Origin of the sequence: Paenibacillus agri (genome assembly GCF_013359945.1) — a bacterium.
Lineage (GTDB): Bacteria > Bacillota > Bacilli > Paenibacillales > Paenibacillaceae > Paenibacillus_AQ > Paenibacillus_AQ agri.
Genome location: NZ_JABWCS010000210.1, coordinates 62,021 through 85,032, shown reverse-complemented (window position 1 = coordinate 85,032; position 23,012 = coordinate 62,021). Strand labels below are relative to the sequence as shown.

Here is a 23,012-nt window from a genome sequence, read left to right as displayed (position 1 = left end):
AGTTCAAGAGTGATGGGAGTGTGGGGGACGTATGTCAACGATCAAAAAGCAGGGACCGGATCTAATTTTACCTTTTATTCTACTCCTTGCAGCATTTCTGTATGGCTATGGCATTTGGAATGATCACTATGTTAATACCTATTACACAACAGCTGTAGGGAGCATGCTGCAGAGCTTTCATAATTTCTTTTTTGCTTCCCTGGATTCGGCAGGCTCGGTAACGGTGGATAAGCCGCCGGTAACGTTCTGGATTCAGAGCCTCTTTGCCCTGATTTTCGGGCTGCATGGCTGGAGTGTGATTTTACCGCAGGCGCTGGCTGGAGTGGGCTCAGTTTTGCTAGTATATCTGCTGGTTAAACCAACCTATGGTAGAAGCGCTGCACGCATTGCCGCACTGGTGATGGCTTCGACTCCAGTAGCTGCTGCGGTTAGCCGCACGAATAATATTGATGCGATGCTGGTATTCACGTTGCTGCTGGCAGTCTGGTTTCTTTTCAAAGGGACTCAGAGGAATCGTATAGGGAGTCTGCTTGCCGCCTTCGCGCTGATTGGGGTCGGATTCAATGAAAAGATGCTGCAGGCTTACATGGTGCTTCCGGCATTCTACCTGTTCTATCTCCTGGCAGCCAAGGTGGGCTGGAAGCGAAAAACAGCTGTACTGGCAGCAAGCACAGCAGTCATGCTGGTAGTCTCATTGTCATGGGCGGTAGTTGTCGACTCTATACCGGCGGATAAGCGTCCCTTTATAGGAAGCAGTGGCACCAATTCTGTGCTCAATCTGGCTTTTGGGTATAACGGAGTCTCACGGTTAACGGGAGACCGCAGCACCGGTGCCGAGTTTGGCGGCGGTGGCATGCCAAATATGAATGGGATGCCTGCATGGAATGGCGAAGCGCCGGACGGAGGCAATGGCAAAGCGTCCGGGATGGACGGTGCTAACGGCAATGGGTCTGGGATGGACGGAGGAAATAGCAACGCATCCGGGATAGATGGCGGCAGATCCGGGATGGGAGGAATGGCTGGACGGGGCGCAAATGGCGCCCGAGGCATGGGCGGCAGAAGCAGCGGCATGGCCGCGGGCATTGGTACTGCGGACGGTCAGCAAGATGTAGTCAACGACGGGCAAGGAGCAGGGCAGGGAGGACGGCAAGGCGCAGTAAACGACGGGCAAGGAGCAGGACAGGGAGGACAGCCAGGCGGAGGTTCTACCGTTGGCCAGATGAACGGAGGGCTACAGGGTTTTCCTCCGGGAAATGGCATGAACTCCGATGGACGACAACGGGACTGGAGCCAGGGAGGTCAAGGCGGATTCGGCGGTGGTGGTGGAATGTTCCACACAGGTACGCCCGGACCGCTGCGGCTCTTCCAGTCCGACCTGTCTGGTCAGGCTAGCTGGCTGCTGCCACTCGTAGCTTTTGCTTGCATCGGGCTGTTCGCCAGTCTGCGCAGAAGAAACTTCACGCAGAAGCATAAAGAGGCGATTTTCTGGTTGGCTTGGCTGGTGCCGGTAATGGGCTTCTTCAGCATCGCCGGGTTCTTCCACCAGTATTACCTGATCATGATGGCTCCACCGATTGCCGCACTGGCTGGTGCAGGCTGGATACAGCTGTGGAGTCAGTACCGTGAGCGCTCCGGCTGGCGCTCCTGGCTGCTTCCGGCAGCTATATTAGCTACGGTGGCCCTGCAGTGGTATATTCTACACCCTTACGACAGCACCATTGGCAGCGGATGGTCCATCGGGATTTTGGCTGCGGGTATCGCAGCGACCCTGCTGCTCGTTATTTTCAAGGGTAAAGAGCAATCATTCGTGCATGCCACCGCGGTGGCAGGGCTGCTGGTGTTGTTGATCGGTCCCCTTTACTGGGCGGTAACACCGATTGCCTATGGTTCCAACAGCATGACCCCGGCAGCGGGGCCTGACAGCAACTCTGGCCCTGGCGGTATGCGCGTGAATGCTGGTTTCGGTGCCAGTGGCGACGATCCAAATGCACTAGGCGGCGGGGCTAACTTTGGTGGTGGCACTGGTAACTTCGGTGGAGGTGCGGGCAACTCTGGTGGCAGTGCGGGCGGCTTTGGTGGAGGTGCGGGCGACTCTGGTGGCAACGCGGATGACTTGGGAGGCAGTGCGGGCAGCTTTGGTGATGGCACTGGTAACTTCGGTGGAGGTGCAGGCAACTTTGCTGGCGGTAGGGGCGGCTTCGGCGGGCGCGGCAGCGAAGGGGTTAACGAAGCCCTGCTAACTTATCTGGAAGAGCATAATTCCGGCGAGCAATACTTGTTCGCGGCTATGGATTATGGGACAGCCGGACCTTATATCATCGACAACAATGCTTCCGTAGTGATTCTTAATGGATTTAATGCCTCTGACGAGGTCTACACTCCTGACTCTCTGAAGGCATTGGTGGAGAGTGGGAAAGTTAAATATTTCCTCATTTCCGGCGGTGGCATGGGTGGTCGCGGCGGAAACAGCGAACTGACAACCTGGATTACCGAGAATGGAACCGAGGTTCCTGCGGCGGATTGGCAGGGAGCAGGTGCAACGGCCAGCAGCGGGACCCTATACGAGGTTACTTTGAAGTAACAGGATGGCTTTAATCATAACAAGCAAGCACGCTGGGGATTGTGAGGTGCCGGGCGTGCTTGATCATTCCCCTTAAAGGAGGTAGCGTCCATGAGTGCAACCATACGCTATTCCATTATCATACCGATGTTTAACGAGGAGGCAGTCATTCAGGAGACATACCGGCGGATCAAAAAAGTAATGGGTACAACAGGCGAGACGTACGAACTCCTTTTTGTCAATGACGGCAGCACCGACCATTGCGCAGAGATGATCGAGGAGTACAGCCACTGGGATGAGAGTGTCCGCTTGATCGACCTCTCCCGTAACTTCGGGCATCAGGTGGCGATCACGGCAGGCATGGATTATGCCCAAGGCGATGCGATTGTCATTATTGACGCCGATCTTCAAGACCCGCCTGAGCTGGTTCTGGAGATGATAGAAGAGTGGAAAGTAGGCTTTGAAGTGGTATATGCCAAACGGGTGAAGCGACGCGGGGAATCATTGTTCAAAAAATGGACGGCAAGCCTCTTTTACCGGGTACTACGCTACTCCACGGATATATCAATCCCGGTAGATACGGGCGATTTCCGTCTTATCGACCGTAAAGTTTGTGACCAGCTAAAGCGCCTGCCTGAGAAAAACCGCTTTGTACGCGGGCTCGTCAGCTGGGTTGGTTTTCGGCAAAAAGCCATCGAATACGAGCGCGACGAACGCCTTGCAGGTGAGACCAAATATCCGCTGAAGCGCATGATCAAACTGTCCCTGGACGGTATCACATCTTTCTCGTACAAGCCGCTGAAATTGGCAGGGTATCTTGGTGGGGTACTGTCAGCTGCTGGTTTTCTCTACCTGATGTATGTGCTGTATCTGGCTATTTTCACGGATTCTGTGGTAAAAGGCTGGGCATCGATGATCGGCATCACCCTGACATTCAACGGATTCGTGCTGGTCATGCTCGGCATTCTCGGAGAGTATGTCGGCCGCATTTATGACGAGACTAAAGGACGTCCGCTGTATATTGTGCAGGAAGTATACGGAGGCCAGCCGCAGGTGGTTCAGGAGAAGCGCAAGATTCAGCTGAACAAATAACGGTCAAGAAGGAAAGCAGTAAATAAAGAAGTGAAGAAAGAAGGAAGTGCGTAAGGAAGTAGGTAAGGAAGTAGGTAAGGAAGTGCGTGAGGAAGGGACCAAGAAAGCAAGTAAGGGACTAAGGAAGGAAGCGAGTAGTGAAGCGGGTAAGGAAGTATATGTATGTAAGTATTTATGCAGAAAAGCTTCGCCGGGGTGTTGGATTAGAAGAGCTTTGTTTCTCTTTGTTCGTTTTACTAAAATAGGGGATGCCCTAGCAGCGAATGTTTGCGCTGCGAGCATCTCCGTTTCAGTAACAGGATTTTCTCCAGTTAATCCGGAGGAAAATCCTGTTTTTTATTATTTAGCTGGAAATCCTCCCGTTAATCATCGGTAATTTAGCAGATATGACCTCGCAAGGCCAGAATAACTGGAGAAATTCCAGTTATTGCAGTGAGCTTTCGGGTATAAAGGGGAATTAGCGGGAGAAAATCCAGTTATAGGCGGTGAATCAGACTAAACCTTGAGTGCAGCCAGTCACTAGTCTGTCTCAAGCAGTCTCCAACTAGTTTGCAGCAGTACTTAAGTAGTGTCAATCAGCCTCAATATGTCTCAACCAGTTTCAAACAGTCTTCAGTAGTCTCAAACGAGTCCCAAACGAGTCCCAAACGAGTCCAACCAGCCCCAAACCGTTCCCTAACCAGTCTTCGACCGGACTCCAACGATCCCCAACCGTAAGAACAGGTTGTTTATAACAGTTTTTGAAACGCAACTTTGTCAAACCTATCTCCTTGCACAAGCCATTTGCCATCCACAAGAAATAAAGTCAAAATCCCTTCCAATGGAACCCGGGCAATCTCCTTATTCTCTTGATCCAATAAGACAAGGTCAGCCGTATACTTTAAATCGGTCCAATCATCCGTCTGATCTAATACTGTGAATTTAAGATTCTCTGATGTAACCGACGCCTGATGGGTATGAGCTACACTTACGGGTAAGGTTGTATAGCGGGTAGCAATTGCTTTTTCAGAAAAGTTTTCTGTAAAAAAGGGCTTCATTTCCTCATTCCGCTTTTCAATGGATTCGATAGAGAGCAAGTTATCTGAGGCTGCTACGTAGTATTCTTTATTTTTGTAGGTTTCAGCAGCTTGAATCGCTGCATTCTCCGCTTTATTGGTATTGCATCCCGTGATTAAGATAGTCGCCAGTGCTGTTAAACATAATATCCATAGAAGCTTCTTCATACTGTGAATTCACCTCTCTTAAGAGATTTACAAATCCTAGCTGTGATCAAAATATACCGCTGGCTCCCAGCTCTCTCTATATCTTTGCCTAGGCAACAAAAATAGCAAGCTCCGGCGTATCCCCGGTACTTGCTATTATAACTTGAATAGTCACTATTTGGCTATTCCTTCCAGACAAGGGAGGGATATCTTGAAAACTGTTTCTACACCCGGAATGCTGGTGACGCTGATGTCCCCGCCATGGGCTTCGACGATCGACTTCGAGATCGACAGGCCCAGCCCGGATCCCCCGTATTTGCGGGTCCGGGAGGAATCGCTGCGGTAGAAGCGGTCGAAGACGCGGGGCAGATGCTCGGCAGTGATGCCGGAGCCATTGTCGCTCACGGTCAGCTCCGCCCGCGGCCCCCGGGCATGCAGCGAAATGCGGATGACGCCCTCGTGGTCATCTGTGTGCTGCACTGCATTGTGGAACAGGTTCAGAATCACCTGTTTGATTTTGTCGGCATCATAGAGACCATGGATGCCGTAGGCAATATCGAAGCTGACCCGGCGGTTCCCGGCCAGCAGCAACAGACCTGGCGTCATCTCTTTCAGAATGCCGCCGAGCTCAAGATCTGCCAGGCGCAGCTGCGGTGCGCCGTCCATACGGGCCAGCAGCAGCAGGTCCTCCACCAGCTTGTTGATCCGCTTCGATTCGCCATGCATACTGTTAAGCGCACTGTACAGCTGCTCACTGTTGTCGGCAGCGCCGCGAAGCAGGACCTCCAGAAAGCCGTGGATGGAGGTCAAGGGAGTCCGCAGCTCATGAGACGCATCAGCGGCGAAGCGCCGCATCTGCTCTTTGGCTTCCCGCTCGTTGCGGAAAGAGACCTCCAGCCGCTCAAGCATCGCGTTGAACGATTGGGACAGCTTGTCGATCTCCATCTGTCCTTGAAACACCGGGAACCGCACATCCAGGTTGCCGGCATCAATGCGCTGGGCGGCGTCCCCCATATTGGACAGGGGGACGAGCGTCTTTCGCAGTGCAGGCAGATACAAGAACAAGCCGGCGAGCAGGGCTGCCAGGGACAAGGCAGCGAAGATGAGCAGCTGCTGGAGGATGATATCCTTCAGCGGACCGGTTTCAACCGTCATTTGCAGCAGCAGCCTTGAATTTCCCGGCCTGCCCAGATTCATGAAGACAGCAAGATGCTCGCTGCCGTCTTCGGCGGTGATCAGCTTATATTTACCTGTGGCCCGATCGGGTGTCCGCTTCATCAGTTCCTGATATTCTTCATTGGTTAATCTGGGAGCAGCCGTCGTAGACAGCGTATCCTGCTGAAAATCCTTGAAGGTGCCATCCGAGCTGTAAATGGCAAGGGTCGCGTGAGCGTCCAGCAATAGTGGCCGTCCTGTACCGTTGCGGAAGTTGCCGGGCACTATGCTTCCGGCCGGATTATCGAAGCGGCTACCGTTCCCGCCGCTGCCTAGATTCTCATTAGGTTTGCTTGTACCTGCATCATCCCTCAAAGAATAATTTAAGAAGTTAAAGAAGAACTCACGGGGAACAGACCGCAGTTGAGCTTCCATAGCCTCCGCTCTGTTCGTATAGGTGAAGTTGCGCATCAGGATATATTGCAATACACCAATGAGCAGCAGCAGCATGGACAGGATCAGCAGCGAGATGGACAACAGCTGTTTGCGGAGGGAGCGGGGAGCAAAACGATCCCATACCGTGCGAAGTCTACTTTGTCCACGCGCAGCCACTCCAAGGTTGCCCCCCTTACGCGATGGCCCGGTCATTCCAGATCCACCCGGTAGCCGGCACCGCGCAGAGTACGGATAATACGATGTTCTTTATCGCCCAGCTTTTCGCGCAGGGAACGGATATACACCTCTACGATATTCTCCTCTCCGCCGAAATCATAGCCCCATACCTTGTCCAGAATCATGGGTTTGCTAAGAACGAGACCATGGTTCATTACAAGATACTGGAGCAGCTCATATTCGGTGGGCGACAGCTCCAGCACCTCGCCACGGAAACGGATTTCCTTGCCTCTCCCGTCAATGCGGAAGGAACCGAGGCGTACCTCGCCCAGCAGACCGGGGAACTGGTTGCGCAGCCGGGCTTGTATTCTTGCCAGCAGCTCTTCAAAGCTGAACGGCTTGATCATATAGTCGTCTGCACCAATCGACAGACCTTTGACCCGGTCATCGACCTCGTCTTTGGCGGTCAGCATAATCACCGCGATGTCGTTCTCTTCTGAACGGAGATAGTGACACACCTCGAAACCGTCCATTCCCGGCATCATAACATCCAGAATGGCGACATGCGGCTTGAAATCGGCGGCCTCGGCAATAGCAGTCAGCCCGTCGGGAGCCGTTCTTACTTCAAACCCTTCATTGATCAAGCCCAGTTCCAGAAACTGCAGAATATGCAGCTCATCATCAACAAGCAGCAGCCTGACGCCTTGGGTAGCTTTCATTCCGATCCCTCCAAAGTTCTGATACCCTATTATGCCACAACTTTTTGAACGTTTGCTGAAGATGCGGCATGCACTGCTGTGCCCTTGAAAAACGACTTTCTTCAACATGCTGCGCAGTGGTTAATCAATAGGATAAGAGATTCATGTGCTTAATAGGCAATAGGGTTATATTTTCTTATTTTTCATTCCTGTGAGAAAGGGTTTTGACGGCGGCTAGCGAACAATTTACAATAAGAATAACTTACCCGGTATGGAGAGCCCTCTCCAGTCAAGGTAGGTCATTAGAACGACCCCGCTTCCCCGTTTGTAACCTTGTCTAAGTTTCCTATCTCAACTCATTTCTTTGTGTTTCACTTCTTTCTGGAATTTTGATTTCAGGCGTCATTCTATCCATTCCACTTCTTAATCACTCAACCTTATTTACTGCAGAAGCTTTGATACCCATAAGTCAAGGGAGGCTCTTCCATGAAGAAAAAAGAAATGGTAGCCATGCTATTGGCAGGAGGCCAAGGGAAAAGGTTGAAGGGATTGACCAAATCACTTGCCAAGCCAGCTGTTTATTTTGGAGGAACCTATCGTATTATTGATTTTCCTTTAAGTAACTGCTCCAATTCAGGGATTGACACGGTGGGGGTGCTCACGCAATATGAACCGCTCGTACTGCACTCATACATTGGCGTAGGCAGTGACTGGGATTTGAACCGCAAAAACGGTGGGGTATTCGTGCTGCCGCCGCATGAGCGGGAGAACGGAAGCAGTTGGTACAGGGGAACGGCGGATGCGATTTACCGCAATCTCAAATTTGTGGATCAATTCGATCCGGAGCATGTACTGATTCTCTCGGGTGACCACATTTATAAAATGGACTACAACGCTATGCTTCAATACCACAAGGAGCGGGGGGCCGATTGCACGATCTCGGTGATCGACGTTCCGCTGGAGGAAGCCAGCCGTTTTGGCATACTTAATACGGAGGATGACCTTAAGATTTATGAGTTTGAGGAAAAGCCTGCGCAGCCGAAAAGCACACTTGCTTCAATGGGCGTATATATTTTCAAATGGGAAGTGCTTCGGCGGCATCTGCTGGAGGATGGGGAGAACGCTGATTCCTCCCATGATTTCGGTAAGGATATCATTCCCCTGATGCTGGCGGACGGCCAGTCGCTCTACGCGTATCCGTTTGAAGGCTACTGGCGGGATGTGGGCACAGTGACCAGTCTCTGGCAAGCGAACATGGACCTGCTCAGCGACGAGCCGCCGCTCAATCTCAATGATCCCGGCTGGCGCATCTTTACCCGTAATCCGAACCAACCGGCCCAATATGTAGCCCCCGGAGCTAACGTCTCCGGCAGCATTATTAACGAGGGCTGCATCGTCTCTGGTGAAGTTAAGCACTCGGTACTCTTTTACGGCGTGGAGATCGGTGAGGGCAGTCTAATCACGGATTCGGTGATCATGCCCAAGGTCAAGATCGGCAAGAATGTACGGATACACAAGGCAATCATCAGCGAGAACACGGTGATTGAGGATTATATGGAGATTGGCACTCAGCGGGAGAATGAGGAAGAAATTCTGCTGGTCGACAATAGAAGCAAGAAACGTATTTCCGTTGCAGCCAAAACCATATAACCATGTAGAGGACGGTGGAATCCGATGAAGCAACTGATGGGTGTAATCAATCTGGATCATGAACTCGATAAGCTGAATGAGCTAACCTATTTCCGCTGCGGCGCAGCCGTGCCTTTTGCCAGCCGTTACCGTCTGATTGACTTTGTGCTCTCCAATATGATGCGTGCGGATCTGGAGAGTGTGGGGCTATTCGTCCGCCGCAAATACCGCTCGCTTATGGACCATCTGGGTGACGGGAAGTCATGGGATATGAACCGCAAGCATGGCGGACTGTTTATTTTGCCACCGGACTGGAACGACCCGACCGACACCTCACAAGGTGACCTCCAGCACTACCACAACAATCTCGATTTCTTCAAGCGGGCCTCCGCCAAATACATCGTGTTCTCGGGCAGCCAGCACGTCAATACGATCGACCTTCAGGATCTCTATCGCTATCATCTCGAGAAGGGCGCCGATGTTACGCTCGTCTATAAGAAAATCGAGCATCTCCAGCCGGAGCATGATTTGTGCCGACGTATCGAATGCGATGAAGACCAACAGGTCACCGAAATCCACCACGAGAAGGACCACCCCAACCTCTATCTTGATATTTTTATTATGGAAAAAGAACTGTTTCTGGAGAAGGTCGAATACTGCATCGCCCATGGGGAGAGTTATTTCTTCCGGGATGTCATCCAGAAGCAGCGTCACAAGCTGAAGATTGCCGCCTATGAATACCATGGTTATCATGCTGTTATCAATTCTTTGGAGAGCTATTATAAGAACAGCCTTGAATTGCTCCGGCAGGACAATTACTTCAGCCTGTTCCGGGAGAATCCGGTGCAGACGAAGATCAAATATGAAGCGCCAACCCGTTATCTGGAGAGCGCGAATGTCAGCAACTCGCTGGTAGCCAACGGCTGCATTATCGGCGGTACAGTGGAGAATAGCATTATTTTCCGGGGAGTACAGGTCCGAAAGGGCGCAAGGATTATCAACTCGGTCATTATGCAGAAATGTGTGATCGAAGAGGATGCCGTCATTGAGAATGTCATTATGGATAAGGACGTCCATCTCAGCAGGGAACGCATCCTTGTCGGAGATCATAAACGTCCATTCGTCATCGCCAAGAGCAGTAAGATTTAGCAGGAGGAACCCGGGAAATCCGGTTGTTGTCTGTCGGTTGTTTTACTAAAAAAGCATTGTTAGGAGGAACCATCTGTTGTTTAACGATAAAGAAACCTTCAAACAAGTGTTCCGCGAGAGACTCATCGGAAATTTGGGCAAACCGCTCGCAGAAGCTTCGAACGCCGATGTCTACAATATTTTGGGAAGCATGATCCGCGAACGCGCTGGAAGTAATTGGGCAGATACGAACCAGAAGTACAAGGCTGATAAGGATAAGCAGGTATACTATTTTTCAATGGAGTTTCTGATCGGCAGGCTTCTCGGCAATAACCTGTTGAATATGGGTGTGCTGGAGCTTGTGCGTGAGGGACTGACTGACCTTGGCTTTACCCTTCAGGATGTTGAAGAGGAGGAAGCAGATGCGGGCCTCGGCAATGGTGGTCTCGGACGTCTGGCGGCTTGCTTCCTGGACTCGCTGGCTTCCCTGCAATATGCGGGGCATGGGTGCGGGATACGATACAAATACGGTCTGTTCGAGCAGAAGATTGTTGACGGGTATCAGGTGGAGCTGCCTGATTACTGGCTGCAGAAGGATAACGTATGGGAGGTACGCCGTGAAGACAAGGCCGTGGAGGTGCGTTTCTGGGGACGGGTGGAGACGGATGCCAAGGATGGAGAATTGATTTTTACGCATAAAGACTACGAGGCTGTGCGGGCGGTGCCTTACGACATTCCCATTATTGGGGCTGATCACAGGCATGTGAACACGCTTCGTAACTGGAGTGCGGAGTCGATTACGCAGCCGTCCCGGACACTCGGGGTGCTCGGCGGAACGGATTACCACAAATACCTGGAATACAAACGATCCGTTGAATCCATCTCGGAATTTCTCTACCCCGATGATACAGAGTATGAAGGCAAGCTGCTGCGGCTGAAGCAGCAATACTTCCTGTGTAGCGCAGGTCTGCAAAGTATTTTGAGAACCTTCGGGAAGCTGGATCTGCCCTATGAGGAGCTGCCGAACAAGGTGGCCCTGCATATAAACGATACACATCCTACGCTGGTGATCCCTGAGCTGATGCGGATTCTGATGGATGAGAAGGGATTTGGCTGGGATCAGGCGTGGGATATAACGACCCGGATGGTCTCTTATACGAACCATACCATTCTGAGCGAGGCACTGGAGAAGTGGCCGCTGCAGATGGTAAAAGAATTGCTGCCGCGTATCTTCCTCATTATTGAGGAGATCAATGCCCGTTTCTGTGGTGAGCTGATGAGCCGTTATCCCGGCGATCAGGATCGCATCGCGCAGATGGCGATTATTCATGACGATCAAGTGCGGATGGCGCATCTGGCGATTGTCGCCAGCCACAGTGTGAACGGAGTGGCGGCGCTGCACACGGATATTCTAAAAAAGCGTGAAATGCGGCTGTTCAACGAGATGTACCCGCATCGTTTTAACAATAAGACGAACGGAATTACGCACCGGCGTTGGCTACTACACGCTAACCCTGAATTGGCTGGCTTGATCAATGACTCCATCGGCACCCGTTGGAAGCATCATCCGCAAGAGATGATCGGGCTGATCAAATACTGTGAGGATGCGTCTTTTCAGGAGCAAATCGCTGGTATCAAACGCCGTAACAAGCTCCGGCTGGCTGAATATATCAACAGCAAACATGGGGTATGGGTAGATCCCGATTCCATCTTTGACGTTCAGGTAAAGCGGCTGCATGCCTATAAACGTCAACTGCTGAATATTCTGCATATTATCCATCTTTACAATCAGATCAAAGATAATCCGTCGATGGATATGGTGCCGCGTACCTTCATCTTCGGGGCCAAGGCTGCGCCAAGCTATCATCTGGCGAAGCGGATCATCAAGCTCATCAATACTGTGGCCGATGTTGTCAATAATGATCCTGATATTAAGGGCAAGGTGAAGATTTTCTTCCTGGAAAATTACTCGGTTTCCCTGGCTGAGAAGATCATTCCCGCAGCGGATGTCAGTGAGCAGATTTCTACAGCAAGTAAAGAAGCATCCGGCACCGGCAACATGAAATTCATGATGAATGGTGCGTTAACCATCGGGACGATGGACGGGGCCAACGTGGAGATGCATGAAATGGTGGGCGACAACAACATGTTCCTGTTCGGCCTGCGGGCGGAGCAGGTGCTCGATTATTACCAGCATGGCGGTTATAACGCCCGGGATGTCTATAATGGCGACGGCAGGGTTAAAGAGGTGCTGGATCAGTTGATTACACCAGGGCCAATTTGCAACCACACTCAGGAATTTGAGACTATTTATCACTCGCTGTTGGATAACAATGATGAGTTCTTCGTCCTCAAGGATTTTGCCAGTTATGTCGAGACCCAGGTCGAGATTGATCTGGCTTACCGCAATCGTAAGGAGTGGGTCAAGAAATCGATTATCAACATCGGTCATTCCGGCAAATTCTCCAGTGACAATACCATTAGCCGTTATGCGTCCGAGATTTGGAACATCCACCCTGTGTTGCTCTAGTGGCAATAGATAAGTAAACACAAGAACGGCTGCGCCTCTCGTAATAGAGAGGACAGCCGTTCTTGTTGTGTTTTTTATGAGACGACAGGGCTTAGATAGCTTCCACGATAATCGCTGCGAAGCGTTCCAGAAAACGGCGCTCTTCGTCGTCAAAACGGTCCTTGAGCGGACTGTCGATATCCAGAACGCCGAGCAGCTCCCCACCTCTGATCAGTGGAACCACAATCTCGCTGTTAGAAGCGGCGTCACAGGCGATATGCCCTGGGAAGGTATGGACATCGTCCACGACCAGTGTGCGGCGCTCTGTTGCAGCTGTACCGCATACCCCGCGGCCCAGTGGAATACGGATGCAGGCAGGCAATCCCTGGAAGGGCCCCAGTACCAGCTCGTTGCCATCGAATAAGTAAAAACCGGCCCAGTTCGTGTCCGGCAGAGCGTGTTTAAGCAGTGCTGAGGCATTGGCCAGATTGGCCATTGCGCTAGGTTCATCCTTGATGAGTGCTACGAGCTGAGTCAGAACCATCTCGAATTGCTCGCTGCGTGTTCCATCATAAGGCATAGCCTGAAACATAAAGTATCACCTTCCTGTACCTTTGAGTCAGTATAATTCCTTAACTGTATCTACCAACATAGTACAGCCCGGAAGGTACGTCAAGCCTTAAGCGGATGAAGCATAAAAACTCGATCAAGCCGGTATCCATGGACTGGAAAGTAACAGGTCAATGTTTCCGCTGGCAGGCCCAAGGGTAATGCATTAATAAATACCGAAGGCTCATGGCCGGAAGGAGTGGAATATGCGCGCCGATGTACAGAACTTGTTCATAGGAATTCACATGCTCTATTTTGCACATGAGAAGGATCTAACGATTGCGGGGATGCAGCCTGAACTGGAGAAACTAGGGTACCGGGTGGCTGAACGTGAAGTGAAGCAGGAACTGGAAAGGCTGACTCAGGAGAATTTCCTGACCGCCCATGATGATGCCTACAGCCTCACGGGCACAGGCATTGAAGAATTCAAGGCTATACAGGACAAGCTGGGGGTTCTCTGCACGGAAGTGCTGAAGCCGGTTAAGGCGGCAGGAACTACAGGGTAATATGGTAAAGATAAATAAACATAAGCGTCTATAGTCGGGCATTAGTTGCTGCCTGATTACGGACGCTGTTTTTGTGTGCAGAACAGCATTTTCATGGATATGCCCTCTCTTCTGCAAGAGGAGTCTGCAAATTGATGTATAATAAGTAAAGTTGAGGAGGCGAGAGCGTGGAGTCAGACAATGAGGATATGCCTGAGCTTGTGGGAACCCGAGTAAGGCTGCGGGCGTTATCGATGGATGACGCGGCTGCACTGCATGTCATCTGGAGTGATCACAGTGTTGCCCGCTGGCTGGGGGCTCCACCGCTGGTCTCGGTGGAGGAGACTCAGGAACTGGTGGCGCTCCTTCTGCAAATGGCGCTGGAGGAAGAGAGCAAGCGCTGGTGCATCGTGTTGCCCGGCGGACAGCTTATCGGTAGCTGCGGCTTCAATTACTGGCAGTTTGACGGTGCGTACCGCGGTGAGATTGGCTGTGAACTGACGCCTGCCTTTTGGGGACAAGGTTATATGACAGAAGCGCTAAAGCTACTGCTCGATTACGGGTTCAGGCAGATGGGGCTGAACCGGATTGAGGCACTGTGTCATCCGGTCAACACGAGAGCTGCACGTCTGATGTCTTCGCTTGGCTTCGAACGCGAGGGCCTGCTGCGGCAGTATCGTCATACCCCCTCAGGCTATGAAGATTCCGTTCTGTACGCCTTGCTCCGACAAGACTTTCGGAGAGATTACTTAGAGAGAGAAGGTTCGGATTAAATTGAGCAACATGGGAGAGAAAGAACGCCGGCTTATTTTGATTGGTGTCCTGCTGGCTACCTTTTTAGCTGCGATTGAGGGTACCGTAACTGGCCCTGCCGGTCCGGCGATCGTCGGTGATTTTCAGGGTATTCAATGGCTGAGCTGGATATTCACTGCTTATTTGCTGGCTATGGCTGTCAGTACGCCAATCTTCGGCAAAATCAGTGACCTGTTCGGCCGCAAGCCTGTCTTTATCGGCGGTACCGCGGTCTTTTTGCTGGGCTCGTTGCTATGCGGGATTTCGCAAAGTATGGAACAACTGATTGTGTTCAGGGCCATTCAGGGGATTGGCGCTGGGGCGCTGATTCCGATGACCTTTACGATTATGGGTGATATCTACAACCTTGAAGAGCGAGCCAAGAAACAAGGACTACTAAGTTCTGTCTGGGGGATTTCCTCGTTGATTGGCCCGCTCCTTGGCGGGTATGTCGTCGATTATTTAAGCTGGCGCTGGGTATTTGTATTCAATCTGCCCTTTGGCCTGCTTTCTATTGTATTCATCGCGCGTTATCTGAAGGAAGGAAAAGTGCGCCGGAAAGCACATATTGATGTCGCAGGTGTGCTGCTGTTTGCCGCCGGGATGAGTGCGCTGCTCTTTGGGCTTACAGTCGGCGGTCAGAATCTGCCTTGGTCTTCGCCGCTGCTGCTCTCCATCTTAGGGGCATCTATAATCCTGCTATTTGTGTTCGTCATGGTAGAGCGACGTGTGGCTGAGCCGATGCTTCCGCTGGAGCTATTCCGGATCCGGAACATTTCCGTATCCACAGTGGCTAATGTACTGGTCAGTATGCTTATTATCGGGCTATCTACGTATATCCCGCTTTGGGTACAGGGTGTGAAGGGCCAAAGTGCAACGATTTCCGGGGTAGTGCTGGCACCTTTGTCCGTAGCCTGGGTATTTGGTTCTTTCGCGGGCGGTCGAATGATTCTCCGCACGGGTGCCCGCCGGGCAGGTCTCATCGGCACCTTTTTCATAGCTGCAGGCGTAGTTGGGTTAATCTTCCTTGCAGAGAATTCATCGCAGGCACTGCTATTAATTCTGATGACGGTAGCCGGGATTGGTTTTGGCTTTGCTTCGATCGTGTTCACTATCATTGCCCAGTCCTCAGTAGGGCATGAGCAGCGCGGAGCTTCTACAGCCTTGAACACATTTACCCGTTCACTGGGACAGACGGTCGGTGTGGCGATTTTTGGTTCGTGGCTTAATTTGAAAATTAACGGCCTGCTGTCGAAACAGCCGGGTGGGGAGAACGCCGGGGGCGATATTAACCAATTACTGAACCCTCATGGCGGAAGCTCCCTATCAGGAGAAGCCGGGACTACTCTCCGTGGTGCACTTGAAGGGGGTCTTCACTCCCTGTTTATCGTGATGGCCGTGATTTCCGTATTATCCTTGATCTTCAGCTTTGGGCTCCGCAGCGGAGTGCCTTCTGCTTCAGAGGAAGGTCTGTCTTTGAAGAAAGCGTAAGGTGTCATGCGTAAAGCTTGTCTCGATAGTTTACTTGCGCAGACGGTGCAAAACGTAAAGTTACCGTGGTTGTTGTGATCAAGGTGATAAGGTATCTTATATTTCGAAAAATCCGCTCATTTGGAGATCAATTGCAGAATCGTATCTTAATTTTCATGGGAAGAGCTAATTAGGGTGAGGGGTGCAATTAACGACATTTTTGTATCTTAATTATTCTTTAGTCAAGGGGAAGTGGGGATTAGAGGCAAAAATGTATCTTAATTCTTCCGAAATAGTACTTTCAGCGTAGTTTTTCGAAAATAAGATACAATAATGACCTTATTCCCCTATTTCACCTATATTTCAAGAATATAAGATACAAAAATGCTCTTAGTTGAGGAAAATGACCATTTTCTCATTGTTAAGAAGACAGTTCAAGGGTAAGTTTGTGTCCTACAGTGCTAACTTCATCAGAATCACGCCAGGTCTTCTATTTGAATTTACATTCGATTAATATAGTGTCCTTATTAGGGCTTGGCAAAAGGCTCTCATCCTTCGCAAACGGTGGAAGGGTGAGAGCCTTTTGTTCTGTATTCGGAGGTACATTTTGTTTAGTACACTTTGATGAAAATCCCATCGTGGCCAAGTGCAGCTATACTGCTCAGTTCCCTTACTTGCGCGGGAGTGGAGACAGCTTCTCAGCTTGTAGCCCCATCTTCTTGAGCAGCACAATCATCTGTTCTTTCTCTTCGTCGCTTAGCCCGCTGAACGCCAGATGCAGTCTCTCCGAATACTTCGGATACATCTCGTTCATCAGGCGTTCGCCTTCCGCTGTTAACTCGGCAAAGATTACCCGCCGGTCACTTGGGCAAGGCTTGCGCTGCAGATAGCCGCGCTCCTCTAGCTTGTCGATGACATAAGTAACGTTGCCGCTTTGCAACAGAAGCTTGGCCCCGATCTGCTGGATTGGCTGCGGCCCTTTATAGTACAGAACTTCCATAACAGCGAAGGCTGTCGGATTGAAACCCTCGATCTTGCTACCAGTAACGGCGTGCTCATTGATGCTCTTGAAAGACTTGGCAAATACCCGGTACAAATGCAGTGTTAATTGAGTATCACGTTCATAAGATTGTATCATGTCTCTCCACCCTCTATAAGTTAATCGTGTGAACGCGTCGCACGGTTTGATGTCAATGCCTGTATTGCTAGGGTCACCTGTGCAGCGATCCTGAGATAACTTTACAATACGTTAAAGAAACGCAGAAGAACATGTGATTTGTCACAATGAGCACACTTTTAATTATTAAAAATCAAACAATTTTTTGAACTGGTCCAGTTTCTCTTCTTTTTCCGCAATAAAGCAAAGATTTTTTGGTTGTTCTGCAGGAATCGGACGGTATAATGGAGGGGATATGCGGAAGTTTCACTTGTGACACACTTGAGTCATCAGCTTGGTTTGCGGGCAGAAAAAAGGGAGTGTTGTCTTGCTTCATTCGAACCGAACCTATTTCAATTTCCGGTCGCTGCGGGGGCGGTTGGCCTTCGTGCTGGTACTGGCGGCTATCTTTCCGATTGTCGTCATTGGTTTTATTTCTTACCGCTGGATTTACACCGTACAGACGCAGAAGATCGATCAGGATTTGCAGAATAGCGTGATATGGCAAAAGGAAGAGCTGGAACGGAAAATCGAAGAAATGGAACGGGTATCCCAGCTCCTCGACATAGAGGGTGGTATTGGCCGTGATGTGGTACGCTTTTTGGATAGCACGGCCCCTTATGAACGTTCAACTCTGTACAGGAATATCTCATCGTCCATGGCCAATGTAAACTTCTCTAATCCCAATCTGGTCGCCATGTTCTTCTATTCTCCGGATTCCAGTCAGAAAGTGATGTTTCCGAATTCACCTGATCTTGCCGGATTTGAACCGGAGCGCTTAAAGTTGTTGTTTCAGCAGCGTAATTTCTCCTATTATGGGCCTGACCGCACGCTTACCCGAACGGATAACAATCTTGTATTTTCATTGATGCGGAAGCTGGAGAATTCTCCAAGGCCGCCGCTCTATGTATATATTGAGATTAAGGTGGTTGGCTTCAGCGATCAATTTGCCGATACCTCTGGCCGTTCTCCCGGGGATCATCTCTATTACACACTGATGAATGACAGCGGCGAATTGTTATTCAGTAACTTGCCGGAAGCCTCATCAGCGGCCATCAACGGGGCGCATCCGCTGCCCGCTGGCTATAAAGCTTTTGAAGCGAAGGGACAGCATGGGTGGAAGCTGTATCAGTTCGTGCCTATGAAGGATTACAAGCATGAAATCAACAAATGGATTTCGCAGTTTATTCTGTTCTCGCTTTTGTCGCTTTTGTTTGGGGTGTCGCTGGCTTGGGGCGTCTGGCGCATGGTGTATCGGCCGCTGCGAATGGTGAATCATGAGATTTTGAATTTCAGGCAGCAGCGTGTTGCTGACCCTCCTACCGATACCGGGCTGGTTGAATTTAACCATATTCTTTACAATATTACAGAGATGCGAAACCGCATACATGAGCTGATTACAGACGTAGAGGAAAAAGAGAAACGGCGCGGCAAGCTCGAGGTGGAGAAATTGCTGGTGCAGATCAACCCGCATTTTTTGCATAACACCTTGAATACGATTCAATGGTTAGCCCGTATGCAGGGTCAGAGCAACATAGCGCAGCTAGTGACGATCTTTACAAGAGTGCTGCATTTTAATCTCGGCAAGCAGAATATTATTGTCGAATTAAGGGCGGAAATTGCCGCTTTGAAAGATTATATTGAATTGCAAAATATACGCTATGACCATATATTTAACGTGGACATTCAAGTTCCGGATGAGCTTCTGGACATACAGGTGCCGAGATTTATTCTGCAACCCCTTGTTGAAAACGCTCTATATCATGCTTTTAATCAAGATGAGGGTGAGATTACCGTGCTTGCTGTGCTGGCAAATTCGGATACGCTTATGATTGAGGTGCGCGATAACGGCTCCGGCATACCGGCGACGAAGCTGACAGAGATGCTAAGTGAAGAACGAATTGATCAAGGGTCCGGCTTAGGGATTGGTCTGCGATATGTACGCAAAATGCTTGAGGTTTACTACGGTGATTCAGCAGAATGGATTGTGGAAAGTCATCCTGATGCGGGGACCTCTATTGTAATGAAGCTGCCTACTGTGATCAGGGAGGAGAGGGTACAGAATGATTGAAGCTCTCATAGTCGATGATGAAGGTCTGGTCCGTAAAGGCTTGCGGGTTATGCTTCCCTGGGAGCAGCATGGCATTCGAATTGTCGGGGAAGCAGCCAGTGCCGAGAAGGCTTTGGAGTTCATGCACACCCATTCTATTCGCCTGCTGGTAACGGATATTACGATGCCGGGGATGTCGGGACTTGAACTCATCGAACATCTGAATGAGATCCATTCGCCAGTCAAGGCGGTTATTCTAACCTGCCACCAGGATTTTAATTATATTCAGCAAGCACTCCGCCTCGGCGCTATCGATTATATTGTCAAAACACAGCTGGAGGACCAAGACCTGAATGCTCTACTGGGCCGGATTGCTGCAGCTGTCAATCAGGCAGAGGTGGAACCAGCGGCTTCAGGAGCAGCGCCTGAGATGACGACGGCGATGTTGGATCAAGAAATGCACAAACTTGCATGGGTGTTTCCAGATGAGGAATTTGAGCGTCTAATGGATTTCATGCAAGCGAAGAATAATGGACTTGACCTGCAGACGGCGATCGGGAATTGGTATGATTTTGTCCATCAGGCCTTCCCCCGATTTGAAAAGAACGATCTTTTACCGGAGAGTGGTTCAGGTAACCACAACGTATCCCGGTTAGTGATCCAGCGCCAACGCTTGCAAAAGTGGCTGCGGGCTTCCGGCTACAATGAGGAGGTTCTGGTATCGATTATCCGTGCCATCAGCCTGATCCTGGAAGACCGGGAGGAACCGCTGAAGCAGTCCGGCCTCGCCAGAGAAGTGAACTTAAGCCAAAGCTATTTCAGCATATCCTTTAAAGAAGTTATGCGGATGTCATTCACGTCCTATATGCAATGGGTCAGTATTGAGCGAGCCAAGCAACTGCTCCGTTACACGAACCAGCCCATTTACTGGATTGCTGAACAATGCGGGTTTACGGATCAGCGGTACTTCAGCCGGATTTTTAAAGACGCGACAGGGATGCTGCCCAGTGAGTTCAAACAAACATCTACTTCGTAAACTTATTATTTCAGCCTATATTTTCCACATCCCATCAAAACCATGGTCTCTTACGTGGTTTTTTTCTTTTTTTAGGTGGATGATTTTTAGGAGGAATGTGTAGCGTTTATTGCACAAAAAATTCATACAAGTCGAGAATGATAACCTGTCACTCATTTTTGTAAACGCTTGCTATAATCACAGTGTACTTATCATAAACAAAAAGGGGATGTCCGTGTGGGGAAAGCAAAACTGCTTGTAACCGGAATTACAGTGATGGCATTAATGTTCGGGGCTACGGCATGTGCGGGCAATAATAACGAAGCAAAAAGCAATAACAATGCGCCCGAAGAATCAAAGCCGCAAGCCGGGAATATGGATCCAATGGGTAAATATGATCCTGCTATTACCGTTACAGCTGTCCGCGCAATCTCGGATGGCATGACCTTTAGTGAAGGGGAGTCGCTTCAGAACAACGTTTGGAGCCGTGCCTATGAGAAGGAACTGGGGATCAAAATCAACTATGACTGGACAACGCCGACAGCCCAATATGATCAAAAGCTGAATATCGCCATCGCATCAGACCAGCTGCCCGATATTATGAAAGTGAATGCGGCCCAGCTAAAGCGCCTGGTAGAAGATGAACAAATAGAAGAATTGACTTCATTCTATTCCAGTACCGCTTCTGAATTTACCCAGAAGATTCTCTCGGAGGACGGAGGCAATGCGCTGAAATCAGCGACCTTCCAAGATAAGCTGTATGCCCTTCCGATGATGGGTTCAGGTCTTGGTCAAGCTGATGTGCTGTGGATTCGGGCCGATTGGCTGAAGAATCTTGGACTCGATGTACCGAAGACGATGGACGATCTGATGTCTGTGGCGAAAGCCTTCACGTTTAACGATCCTGATCAGAACGGTAAGCAGGATACGTACGGGCTTGGACTTAACAAGGATATCGCTGATAAGGATGCCGGGGCTTATTATGCCGCAGCAGAAGGATTCTTTAACGGGTACGGTGCTTATCCGAATATTTGGGTCGACAAGGATGGAGAGCTTGCTTACGGCAGCATTCAGCCGGAGATCAAGACCGCACTGGCAGCCCTTCAGAGCATGTACAAGGATGGTTTGCTCGATAAGGAGTTCGGCACCAAGGATCCTAGCAAAGTGAATCAGGATGCCGTGGCAGGCAAGGTCGGCATGCTGTACGGTTACTTCTGGAATACAGGAGCCGGTTGGCTTCAGGATAGCAAAATCGCCGATCCGAAAGCGGATTGGATTGCTGTACCGCTTCCGTCTGCGACGGGGGAGCCGGCGAAAGCACAGGTGCCTTTTGCAATTAATTCGTACTACGTCGTGAAGAAGGGTGCGGAGCATCCGGAAGCTGCGGTCAAACTGTTGAATCTGGCACTTGAGAAACTATGGGGTGAAACGGCAGAGCCGGATGTCTACAACACGGATGCTGAGAAAGGAACTGCATTGTTCAACTACGCTCTATTATACGGAGAAGCCCCGCGCAAGAATCTGGATGCCTATCTAAATGTCACTGAAGCCTTGAAGACCAAGGATCCTTCCAAGCTGAATCCGGAGGAGAAGGGATATTACGATAGCTCAGTTAAGGCGCTTGACGGTGACAACAATTACTTTGGTGTTCTGAATATGTATGGTGAGAAGGGTTCGCTCTCTGTACTCGAAGGTTATTCGAAGAATAACACGCTGCAGAACGATTTGTTCTTCGGCGCACCTACGGACGGGATGACTGAGCATAACGCTACCCTGCAAAAGCAGCAGCTTGAGACTTTTACGCAAATTGTCATGGGTGGAGACCTCAATCAATTTGACCGCTTTGCGGAGAACTGGAAGGCTCTTGGCGGCAGCGCCATTACAAAAGAGGTGAATGAATGGAACAAGTCGCGGTAGGAAAAACCGGGAAGCCGCAAGTACCGAGCTCTAAATTACGTAGATCCAACTGGCGCGAGCTACCCTATCATCTGATGATTCTCCCAGGATTTCTGCTGGTGTTCATTTACAGCTATATTCCGATGGCCGGGATTATGATGGCTTTTCAACGCTATCGTCCGGCCAAAGGGATTCTTCATTCGCCTTGGGTGGGCTGGAGCAACTTTGAATACATGCTGAATATTCCAGGCATTTATCAGGTGCTATGGAACACGGTATTTATCGCGTTAATGAAGATTATTGCGGGAATCTTGGTACCGGTAGTAGTAACGCTACTGCTGAACGAGGCGAGGGTCCGCTGGTTTCAGCGGGGCATTCAGACGATCATCTATTTCCCTCATTTTCTGAGCTGGATCATTTTGAGCGGTATTCTGATTGATATTTTGTCGCCTTCAACAGGAGTAATCAACAGCCTGCTTAGCTTCTTTCACATCAAGCCTGTGTTCTTTCTGGGGGATGTAAAATGGTTCCCGTACACCATGGTGCTGACGGATACCTGGAAGGAATTCGGTTATGGAACGATCGTGTTCCTTGCGGCACTAACGGGGATTAATCCGGCTTTATACGAAGCCGCCTCGATAGATGGGGCTGGCCGCTGGAAGCAGACGCTTTATGTGACACTACCTGGTATGCTCCCGATCATTATTCTGATGACTGTGCTGAGCCTTGGCAACGTGCTGAATGCGGGGTTTGACCAAATCTTCAATCTGTACAGCGCCCAAGTGTACCCTAGCGGAGACATCATCGATACACTGGTGTTCAGAATCGGGATGCAGGATGCCAATTATGGTGTCGCTACTGCAGTGGGACTGTTCAAATCCGTGGTGTCACTAATCATGATAGGAGCCTCCTATCTGCTGGCCTATCGCTTTGCCGGGTACAAGATTTTTTAAA

General features: G+C 50.2%; 18 protein-coding genes. 13 read left to right on the top strand and 5 right to left on the bottom strand.

Annotation, left to right across the window (positions count from 1 at the left end; all coding sequences use genetic code 11):
• The first annotated feature begins 31 nt into the window (after positions 1 to 31).
• The 3 genes from HPT30_RS15095 to HPT30_RS15085 all read left to right on the top strand — a co-directional run bounded on the left by HPT30_RS15095 (position 32) and on the right by HPT30_RS15085 (position 4,028).
• Positions 32 to 2,581, top strand: a complete 2,550-nt coding sequence (locus HPT30_RS15095; RefSeq protein ID WP_175372177.1) for a glycosyltransferase family 39 protein — start codon at positions 32 to 34, stop codon at positions 2,579 to 2,581.
• Between the two features lie 90 nt (positions 2,582 to 2,671).
• The gene (locus tag HPT30_RS15090; RefSeq protein ID WP_175372176.1) at positions 2,672 to 3,652 is read left to right on the top strand and encodes a glycosyltransferase family 2 protein; all 981 of its coding nucleotides are present in this window, start codon (positions 2,672 to 2,674) and stop codon (positions 3,650 to 3,652) included.
• Positions 3,653 to 3,698: 46 nt separating this feature from the next.
• On the top strand, positions 3,699 to 4,028 hold the full coding sequence (locus HPT30_RS15085; protein WP_175372175.1) for a hypothetical protein: 330 nt from the start codon (positions 3,699 to 3,701) through the stop codon (positions 4,026 to 4,028).
• Between the two features lie 352 nt (positions 4,029 to 4,380).
• On the opposite strand, the gene HPT30_RS15080 is transcribed toward HPT30_RS15085, so the two are convergent.
• The 3 genes from HPT30_RS15080 to HPT30_RS15070 all read right to left on the bottom strand — a co-directional run bounded on the left by HPT30_RS15080 (position 4,381) and on the right by HPT30_RS15070 (position 7,340).
• The gene (locus tag HPT30_RS15080; protein ID WP_175372174.1) at positions 4,381 to 4,875 is read right to left on the bottom strand and encodes a hypothetical protein; all 495 of its coding nucleotides are present in this window, start codon (positions 4,873 to 4,875) and stop codon (positions 4,381 to 4,383) included.
• Between the two features lie 153 nt (positions 4,876 to 5,028).
• A complete protein-coding gene (locus tag HPT30_RS15075; protein ID WP_175372173.1) occupies positions 5,029 to 6,657 on the bottom strand; it encodes a sensor histidine kinase in 1,629 nt (542 codons plus the stop codon).
• Positions 6,654 to 7,340 (bottom strand): response regulator transcription factor, encoded by a 687-nt coding sequence (locus HPT30_RS15070; RefSeq protein WP_175372172.1) that lies wholly within the window; start codon positions 7,338 to 7,340, stop codon positions 6,654 to 6,656. Before HPT30_RS15070 ends, HPT30_RS15075 begins: the two co-directional genes overlap by 4 nt.
• Before the next feature lie 465 nt (positions 7,341 to 7,805).
• On the opposite strand from HPT30_RS15070, the gene HPT30_RS15065 reads away from it, so the two are divergent.
• The 3 genes from HPT30_RS15065 to HPT30_RS15055 all read left to right on the top strand — a co-directional run bounded on the left by HPT30_RS15065 (position 7,806) and on the right by HPT30_RS15055 (position 12,606).
• Positions 7,806 to 8,969 carry a glucose-1-phosphate adenylyltransferase gene (locus HPT30_RS15065; protein ID WP_175372171.1) on the top strand — a complete coding sequence of 388 codons (1,164 nt, stop codon included), beginning with the start codon at positions 7,806 to 7,808 and terminating at the stop codon, positions 8,967 to 8,969.
• Positions 8,970 to 8,993: 24 nt separating this feature from the next.
• Entirely contained in the window at positions 8,994 to 10,097 is a 1,104-nt protein-coding gene (gene glgD / locus HPT30_RS15060; RefSeq protein ID WP_175372170.1) for a glucose-1-phosphate adenylyltransferase subunit GlgD, read from the top strand.
• A 76-nt stretch (positions 10,098 to 10,173) separates the two neighbouring features.
• Positions 10,174 to 12,606: a glycogen/starch/alpha-glucan phosphorylase gene (locus HPT30_RS15055; RefSeq protein WP_175372169.1), complete on the top strand. Its 2,433-nt coding sequence runs from the start codon at positions 10,174 to 10,176 to the stop codon at positions 12,604 to 12,606.
• A gap of 91 nt (positions 12,607 to 12,697) precedes the next feature.
• Here the strand turns inward: HPT30_RS15055 and msrC are convergent, their stop codons facing one another.
• Positions 12,698 to 13,177, bottom strand: a complete 480-nt coding sequence (msrC, locus tag HPT30_RS15050; protein WP_175372168.1) for a free L-methionine (R)-S-oxide reductase MsrC — start codon at positions 13,175 to 13,177, stop codon at positions 12,698 to 12,700.
• A gap of 223 nt (positions 13,178 to 13,400) precedes the next feature.
• Between msrC and HPT30_RS15045 the strand changes: the two genes are divergently transcribed.
• The 3 genes from HPT30_RS15045 to HPT30_RS15035 all read left to right on the top strand — a co-directional run bounded on the left by HPT30_RS15045 (position 13,401) and on the right by HPT30_RS15035 (position 15,962).
• The gene (locus HPT30_RS15045) at positions 13,401 to 13,700 is read left to right on the top strand and encodes a hypothetical protein (RefSeq protein ID WP_175372167.1); all 300 of its coding nucleotides are present in this window, start codon (positions 13,401 to 13,403) and stop codon (positions 13,698 to 13,700) included.
• Between the two features lie 167 nt (positions 13,701 to 13,867).
• Entirely contained in the window at positions 13,868 to 14,452 is a 585-nt protein-coding gene (locus HPT30_RS15040; protein ID WP_175372166.1) for a GNAT family N-acetyltransferase, read from the top strand.
• A 10-nt stretch (positions 14,453 to 14,462) separates the two neighbouring features.
• Positions 14,463 to 15,962, top strand: a complete 1,500-nt coding sequence (locus HPT30_RS15035) for an MDR family MFS transporter (protein WP_175372264.1) — start codon at positions 14,463 to 14,465, stop codon at positions 15,960 to 15,962.
• A 649-nt stretch (positions 15,963 to 16,611) separates the two neighbouring features.
• Here the strand turns inward: HPT30_RS15035 and HPT30_RS15030 are convergent.
• Positions 16,612 to 17,079 carry a MarR family winged helix-turn-helix transcriptional regulator gene (locus HPT30_RS15030; protein ID WP_066374506.1) on the bottom strand — a complete coding sequence of 156 codons (468 nt, stop codon included), beginning with the start codon at positions 17,077 to 17,079 and terminating at the stop codon, positions 16,612 to 16,614.
• A gap of 346 nt (positions 17,080 to 17,425) precedes the next feature.
• Here HPT30_RS15030 and HPT30_RS15025 point away from each other — a divergent pair, with 346 nt between their 5' ends.
• The 4 genes from HPT30_RS15025 (at position 17,426) to HPT30_RS15010 (ending at position 23,011) form a co-directional block, all read left to right on the top strand.
• A complete protein-coding gene (locus HPT30_RS15025) occupies positions 17,426 to 19,168 on the top strand; it encodes a cache domain-containing sensor histidine kinase (RefSeq protein WP_175372165.1) in 1,743 nt (580 codons plus the stop codon).
• Positions 19,161 to 20,183, top strand: coding sequence for a response regulator (locus HPT30_RS15020; protein ID WP_175372164.1), 1,023 nt, complete (start codon positions 19,161 to 19,163; stop codon positions 20,181 to 20,183). Before HPT30_RS15025 ends, HPT30_RS15020 begins: the two co-directional genes overlap by 8 nt.
• 216 nt (positions 20,184 to 20,399) lie before the next feature.
• Complete coding sequence (locus tag HPT30_RS15015) at positions 20,400 to 22,079, top strand: extracellular solute-binding protein (protein ID WP_217622392.1); 1,680 nt, start codon at positions 20,400 to 20,402, stop codon at positions 22,077 to 22,079.
• Positions 22,061 to 23,011 carry an ABC transporter permease gene (locus HPT30_RS15010; protein ID WP_175372163.1) on the top strand — a complete coding sequence of 317 codons (951 nt, stop codon included), beginning with the start codon at positions 22,061 to 22,063 and terminating at the stop codon, positions 23,009 to 23,011. Before HPT30_RS15015 ends, HPT30_RS15010 begins: the two co-directional genes overlap by 19 nt.
• Position 23,012 lies beyond the last annotated feature (1 nt).

Coding starts and splice junctions, on each gene's coding strand:
- HPT30_RS15095 (WP_175372177.1), top strand. CDS start 32: ATGTCAACGATCAAAAAGCAGGGACCGGATCTAATTTTACCTTTTATT.
- HPT30_RS15090 (WP_175372176.1), top strand. CDS start 2,672: ATGAGTGCAACCATACGCTATTCCATTATCATACCGATGTTTAACGAG.
- HPT30_RS15080 (WP_175372174.1), bottom strand. CDS start 4,875: ATGAAGAAGCTTCTATGGATATTATGTTTAACAGCACTGGCGACTATC.
- HPT30_RS15075 (WP_175372173.1), bottom strand. CDS start 6,657: ATGACCGGGCCATCGCGTAAGGGGGGCAACCTTGGAGTGGCTGCGCGT.
- HPT30_RS15070 (WP_175372172.1), bottom strand. CDS start 7,340: ATGAAAGCTACCCAAGGCGTCAGGCTGCTGCTTGTTGATGATGAGCTG.
- HPT30_RS15065 (WP_175372171.1), top strand. CDS start 7,806: ATGAAGAAAAAAGAAATGGTAGCCATGCTATTGGCAGGAGGCCAAGGG.
- glgD (WP_175372170.1), top strand. CDS start 8,994: ATGAAGCAACTGATGGGTGTAATCAATCTGGATCATGAACTCGATAAG.
- msrC (WP_175372168.1), bottom strand. CDS start 13,177: ATGTTTCAGGCTATGCCTTATGATGGAACACGCAGCGAGCAATTCGAG.
- HPT30_RS15045 (WP_175372167.1), top strand. CDS start 13,401: ATGCGCGCCGATGTACAGAACTTGTTCATAGGAATTCACATGCTCTAT.
- HPT30_RS15035 (WP_175372264.1), top strand. CDS start 14,463: ATGGGAGAGAAAGAACGCCGGCTTATTTTGATTGGTGTCCTGCTGGCT.
- HPT30_RS15030 (WP_066374506.1), bottom strand. CDS start 17,079: ATGATACAATCTTATGAACGTGATACTCAATTAACACTGCATTTGTAC.
- HPT30_RS15020 (WP_175372164.1), top strand. CDS start 19,161: ATGATTGAAGCTCTCATAGTCGATGATGAAGGTCTGGTCCGTAAAGGC.
- HPT30_RS15010 (WP_175372163.1), top strand. CDS start 22,061: ATGGAACAAGTCGCGGTAGGAAAAACCGGGAAGCCGCAAGTACCGAGC.